This window comes from Micromonospora endophytica (assembly GCF_003236305.1).
Lineage (GTDB): Bacteria > Actinomycetota > Actinomycetes > Mycobacteriales > Micromonosporaceae > Micromonospora > Micromonospora endophytica.
Window position 1 is genome coordinate 1 of record NZ_POTX01000316.1, and the last position, 5,377, is coordinate 5,377.

General features: G+C 68.8%; 4 protein-coding genes and 1 pseudogene. 2 read left to right on the forward strand and 3 right to left on the reverse strand.

Features of this window, described 5'->3' with window-relative positions:
• Nucleotides 1-47: 47 nt before the first annotated feature.
• Both ctaD and C1I93_RS27805 read right to left on the reverse strand, forming a co-directional pair.
• A complete protein-coding gene (gene ctaD / locus C1I93_RS27800; RefSeq protein WP_111246234.1) occupies nucleotides 48-1,805 on the reverse strand; it encodes an aa3-type cytochrome oxidase subunit I in 1,758 nt (585 codons plus the stop codon).
• 118 nt (nucleotides 1,806-1,923) lie between these two features.
• Nucleotides 1,924-3,030: an FAD-dependent monooxygenase gene (locus C1I93_RS27805; RefSeq protein WP_111246235.1), complete on the reverse strand. Its 1,107-nt coding sequence runs from the start codon at nucleotides 3,028-3,030 to the stop codon at nucleotides 1,924-1,926.
• A 266-nt stretch (nucleotides 3,031-3,296) separates the two neighbouring features.
• Here C1I93_RS27805 and C1I93_RS27810 point away from each other — a divergent pair, with 266 nt between their 5' ends.
• Complete coding sequence (locus C1I93_RS27810) at nucleotides 3,297-4,421, forward strand: glycoside hydrolase family 12 protein (RefSeq protein ID WP_111246236.1); 1,125 nt, start codon at nucleotides 3,297-3,299, stop codon at nucleotides 4,419-4,421.
• Between the two features lie 125 nt (nucleotides 4,422-4,546).
• Nucleotides 4,547-5,044, forward strand: coding sequence for a GNAT family N-acetyltransferase (locus tag C1I93_RS27815; RefSeq protein WP_181445362.1), 498 nt, complete (start codon nucleotides 4,547-4,549; stop codon nucleotides 5,042-5,044).
• Between the two features lie 13 nt (nucleotides 5,045-5,057).
• On the opposite strand, the pseudogene C1I93_RS32790 reads toward C1I93_RS27815, so the two are convergent.
• Nucleotides 5,058-5,252: pseudogene (locus C1I93_RS32790) on the reverse strand (IS5 family transposase); the annotation flags it as partial.
• Nucleotides 5,253-5,377: the final 125 nt, after the last annotated feature.

The window sequence follows — 5,377 nt, forward strand, 5'->3', positions numbered from 1 at the left end:
GCCCCGGGGAGGGGATGGCGCCCGTTGGATGGTTCGTGGGAGTGGGGTCAGCGGCGGTCGGCGTCGCTCGCGGTGTCTTCCTGGTAGCTGGCACCACCGTCGGACTCGCTGGTCAGCGGCTTGGACCCGCCCTCGGGCGGACCGGCGATGGTCTGCCCGGCAGCCAGCTCGGGGAACTTGGCGTCGAACGCCGGCCGCTCGGAACGGATCCGGGGCATCCGGTCGAAGTTACGCAGCGGCGGCGGCGAGCTGGTCGCCCACTCGAGCGAGTTGCCGTGGCCCCACGGGTCGTCGACCTCGACCACGGGGCCGGCCTTGTACGACTTCCAGCAGTTGTAGATGAACGGCAGCGTGGAGATACCGGTGATGAACGCGCCGATCGTGGAGACCATGTTCAGCGTGGTGAAGCCGTCGTCGGGCAGGTAGTCGGCGTACCGCCGGGGCATACCCTCGTTGCCCAGCCAGTGCTGCACCAGGAAGGTGGTGTGGAAGCCGATCATCGTCAGCCAGAAGTGGATCTTCCCGAGTCGCTCGTCGAGCATCCGGCCGAACATCTTCGGGAACCAGAAGTAGATGCCGGCGAACACCGCGAAGACGATGGTGCCGAAGAGCACGTAGTGGAAGTGCGCCACCACGAAGTACGAGTCGTGCAGGTGGAAGTCGATGGGCGGCGAGGCCAGCAGCACGCCGGTCAGACCGCCGAGCAGGAACGTGACCAGGAAGCCGATGGAGAACAGCATCGGCGTCTCGAAGCTGATCTGCCCCCGCCACATGGTGCCGATCCAGTTGAAGAACTTCATCCCGGTGGGCACCGCGATCAGGTAGCTCAGGAAGCTGAAGAACGGCAGCAGCACCTGACCGGTGGCGAACATGTGGTGCGCCCAGACGCTCATCGACAGGCCGGCGATGGCGATGGTGGCGGCGACCAGACCCTTGTAACCGAAGATCGGCTTGCGGGAGAAGACCGGGATGATCTCGCTGATGATGCCGAAGAACGGCAGCGCGATGATGTAGACCTCGGGGTGGCCGAAGAACCAGAACAGGTGCTGCCACAGCATCGGCCCGCCGGTCTCCGGGCTGTACACGTGCGCGCCGAGCAGCCGGTCCGCGGCCAACGCGAAGAGCGCGGCGGCCAGCAGCGGGAAGACCAGGATCGCCAGGAGGCTGGTGACAAGCATGTTCCAGGTGAAGATCGGCATCCGGAACATGGTCATGCCGGGGGCGCGCAGGGTCAGGATCGTGGTGATCAGGTTGACCGCACCGAGGATGGTGCCCAGACCGGAGATGGCCAGGCCGACCACCCACATGTTGGCGCCGACGCCCGGGGAGTGCTCGGTGGTGCTGAGCGGCGTGTACGCGGTCCAACCGAAGTCCGCCGCCCCACCGGGGGTCAGGAAGCCTGCGGTGGCCATGGTGCCGCCGAACAGGTAGAGCCAGTAGGCGAAGCTGTTCAGCCGGGGGAACGAGACGTCCGGCGCGCCGATCTGGAGCGGCACGACGTAGTTACCGAAGGCGAACACGATGGGCGTCGCGAAGAACAGCAGCATGATCGTGCCGTGCATGGTGAACAGCTGGTTGTACTGCTCAGCCGACAGGAACTGCAGCCCGGGCCGGGCCAGCTCGGCCCGCATGATCAGGGCCATCACGCCGCCGATCATGAAGAACACGAACGCGGTGACCATGTACATGATCCCGATTTGCTTCGCGTCCGTGGTCCGCAGCAGCCGTGCGATGGCCGACCCCTTGACCGGTTCGCGGACCGGCCAGGGCCGGGTCACGACCGGCTTGGGTGCGACGGTGGTCACGAGTGGCCTCCGGTTCTGGGTTGTCCCGCTCGGCACGCGCTGTCTTGGGCGGGCCGTCATCCGCAAGGAGGATAGTCCCCGGCAGGTGGGAGCGCCGCGTGGGGTCGCCGCGCGTGGATCACAACGGGCCGAGGAGAAGACGGTAGTGCTCGCCGAAGATTCGCCCGCCGCGCCCGCGCAGCAGCGGATCTCGCAGCGCCGGCGGCACGTCGCGGGTCCGGTCGCGGTCCCGGGTCCGGTCCCGCACCCATCGGGTACGCGGCCGACGGCGGCTCTCGTACGCGGTGAGCGCCGCCTCCACGCTGCTCGCGGCGCTCAACGACTCGGCCAGCACCACCGCGTCCTCCAGGGCCATCGCGGCGCCCTGGGCCAGCGTCGGCGCGGTGGCGTGGGCGGCGTCGCCGACCAGCAGCACCCGCCCCCGGTACCAGCGGCCGAGTTCGACTTCGTCGGTGGTGCTGACGTGCACCTCGTCGAGGGCGTCGAGCACCTCCGGCACCGGGCCGCCGTAGTCGCCGAACAACTCGCGTAGCCGGGCCCGCGGATCGGTCGGCGGCTCGGTGCCCGCCTCGTCCGCGTGGTAGTGCAGCCGACCCGCGCCGATCGGCACCAGCAGAAAGCCGCTGCGCCGCCCGAGCAGGGCGGTCCACTCCTCAACCACCGGGCCATGGCGTACGACACCTCGGTAGACGACCTGGCCGGCGGGGCGGGGCGGGCCGCCGAGTGCGGCCAGCGCCCGGATCGACGACCGCAGCCCGTCGGCGCCGATCACCAGGTCGTACTCGGTCTGGGTGCCGTCGACGAAGGTGACGCCGACGGCGGCCGGCAGCAGTTCGATGGTGCGTACCTCGGCGCCGTGCCGGACCGCGCCACCGGCACCGCTGAGCAGCACCCGGTGCAGGTCGGATCGGGGCAACGCCCGACATTCACCGACCCCGGCCCAGAGCGTGTCGAGGTCGACCTCGCAGAGCGGCGCACCGGCGGCGTCCAGGAAGCGCTGCGCGCGGATGACCTGCCCGTACGGGCGTACCGGATCATCGAGACCGAGCCGGCGGAGCGCGCGGGCGGCGTTGCCCGGCAGATAGAGGCCGGCGTCGGTGAGTTCGCCCGACGGCGCCTTGTCCGTGACGTCGGGACGGAAGCCGGCCAGGCGCAGGGCCCGGGCCACGGCCAGCCCGGCGATGCCCGCGCCGACGACGAGGATGCGCAGGGGGGAGCCACGCATGGGGGTGTACGCCTCCGGGGGGTTCGGCACGCGTTGAAGGCAAGACACTACTCGGCGCAATCTGGGCACGCCAGAGGCGGCCGAGTCGCCGTTATCACCGCTGCGGTGTTTCCACTCAGCGGTTGCGCCCGAAGTTTCAAGGATGTAAATGTGGCGATGAGCATGGAAGCGCTCCCGCACCCCCACCCCGCCGCCGGGTGCCCTCCGACCGCTCCGTCCGCAACCCGTCCCGGCGTCTCCTGTGACGCCGCAGCGCAAGGAGCATCATGAGACGTTACCTACGGGCGGCCGTGGCCGCCGGGCTGCTCGCCGCCAGCTCGCTGGTGGCCGTGACCCTCGGCGGCACCGCCTCCGCCGACACGCTGATCTGCGAGCAGTACGGCTCCACGGTGATCCAGAACCGGTACGTGGTGCAGAACAACCGCTGGGGCACCACCGCGCAGCAGTGCATCAACGTCACGAGCACCGGCTTCGAGATCACCACCCAGAACGGCAGCAGCCCCACCAACGGCGCCCCGACGGCGTACCCGTCGGTCTTCCTCGGCTGCCACTACACCAACTGCTCACCCGGCACCAACCTGCCGATGCAGGTGAGCCAGATCAGCAGCGCCACCAGCAGCATCAACTACCGGTACGTCAGCGGGGCCACCTACAACGCCTCGTACGACATCTGGCTCGACCCCTCCCCCAAGCGCGACGGGGTGAACCAGATGGAGATCATGATCTGGCTCAACCGGCAGGGTTCGATCCAGCCCATCGGTTCCCGGGTCGGCAACGCCACCATCGACGGCCGCAACTGGGAGGTCTGGCGGGGCAGCAACGGCTCCAACAACGTCATCTCCTACCTCGCCCCCTCGGCGATCAGCGGCGCTAACCTCAACCTGCTGGCCTTCATCAACGACACCCGCAACCGGGGTGCGATCACCAACTCGTGGTACCTGACCAGCATCCAGGCCGGGTTCGAGCCCTGGCAGGGCGGCGTCGGCCTGGCGGTGACCAACTTCTCGGCGGCGGTGAACGGCGGTGGCAACAACCCGCCGCCGACCGGTAACCCCACCACCCCGCCGCCGTCGGGCAACAGTGCGTGCGCGGTGCGGTACACCGCCAACTCCTGGAACAACGGCTTCACCGCCGACGTGCAGATCACCAACACCGGGTCGAGCACCATCAACGGCTGGACCCTGGCGTACTCGTTGCCCTCCGGGCAGCAGGTGACCAACTCCTGGAACGCCACGGTGAACCAGAGCGGTTCCTCGGTGACCGCCCGCAACATCGGCCACAACGGCACGATCGCCCCCGGCGGCAGCGCCACCTTCGGCTACCAGGGCACCCTGAGCGGCGCCTACTCCTCCCCCACCAGCTTCACCCTCAACGGCACCCCCTGCCGATGAAAGGAGGGGCCCCCTACTAACGCCTCGTGCATAGCAGGGGGCCCCTATTAACATCGCGCGTACTGCGGCGACGACCACGGGGAGAACCGGTGCGGCCTGCGGACGTACGAATCGAAGGTGACGGGGTGACGCTGCGCCCGTGGGCGGAGCGTGACCTGCCGCAACTGGTGGCGGTCTTCGACCACCCCGAGATGGCCCATCGCCTGCCGGTCCCCACCCCCTTCGGCCTGCTCGCCGCCGCGGGATACCTGGCCAGGGTCCGCCACGCGGAGACCACCGGGGACCGGATCTACCTCGCCATCACCAGCGGCGACGACCTGGCCCGCGGCGAGGTGATGCTGAACCCGGCCGCCGGCACCATCGGCTACGCGGTCGGCCCGGCGTACCGGGGCCAGCGCCTGGCCAGTCGCGCCCTACGGTTGATGACCGAGTACGCCCACACCGTCGTCGGTCTGCCCACTGTGTATCTGGAGATCGAGGCGGACAACGACAGCAGCATGGCCGTGGCCCGCGCGGCCGGCTACCGGCCCACCGGCGAGGAACCGGTGGTCGTCGAGGACAAGGGCCGACGGTACGCCCTGCACCGCTGGGCCCACCCCGACCCGCGATCAGCAGTTGTCTGACTGGACGTCTGATTCACGTATTTTGTGTTTGTTGTGCTTTTAGGGGTTCTCGCCAGGTTGGGGTGGTTTCGGTGGTGAGGCGTTTGGCGAGGTTGTCGATCATGGCGAGGGTGATCATGCTGGCGGAGTTGTCGGGTCGGGTTTCGTAGTCGCGGACGAGTCGGCGGTGGTGCATGAGCCAGCCGATGGTGCGTTCGACGACCCATTGAGTTCCCCCCCGCTTTGATGGAGGGGTGGTTACCTGCTGCCGGCTGGTGCAGGGGTGGCGATAGGTGGTTCGGCTGGTGCGGTCTGGCGGCTATGCCAGGCGGCCTCGTACTCGTTCGGGCTGAG

Excerpts from the sequence above, each read along its gene's own strand:
- C1I93_RS27805 (WP_111246235.1), bottom strand. The coding sequence starts at position 3,030 with ATGCGTGGCTCCCCCCTGCGCATCCTCGTCGTCGGCGCGGGCATCGCC.
- C1I93_RS27810 (WP_111246236.1), top strand. The coding sequence starts at position 3,297 with ATGAGACGTTACCTACGGGCGGCCGTGGCCGCCGGGCTGCTCGCCGCC.